The 240-nt window shown below is 74.2% G+C and carries 1 protein-coding gene; it reads left to right on the top strand.

What is annotated here, in order from left to right; genetic code table 11:
* Positions 1 to 87: 87 nt before the first annotated feature.
* Positions 88 to 240, top strand: a 153-nt coding sequence (locus CCN35_RS30290) for a PTS sugar transporter subunit IIA (protein WP_158100425.1), incomplete at its 3' end; no start/stop codon positions are given.

The following is a 240-nucleotide window of genomic DNA, read 5'->3' as shown; positions in this document are numbered from 1 at the left end:
GCTCTCCTCCGCCTCCCCCCGCAGCACCCCCGTCCCCACCCTCGCCCACCCGACGGACCGGGCGATACGCGTGCTAAGGAGCCCGCGATGAGCGACATGATCACCGCGGACCTGGTCGATCTCGACCTGTCCGCCGGCACCAAGGAGGCGGCGGCACGTGCCCTCGCCGAACGGATGGCGGCCCAGGGCCGGGTGACCGACCTGGAGGGCTTCCTCGCCGATGTGGCCGCCCGCGAGGCG

Origin of the sequence: Streptomyces thermovulgaris, from assembly GCF_002155915.1 — a bacterium.
GTDB classification, from domain to species: Bacteria; Actinomycetota; Actinomycetes; order Streptomycetales; family Streptomycetaceae; genus Streptomyces; species Streptomyces thermovulgaris.
Note: the sequence above shows the minus strand (reverse complement) of the source record. Positions and strands in the feature narration are given on the sequence as shown.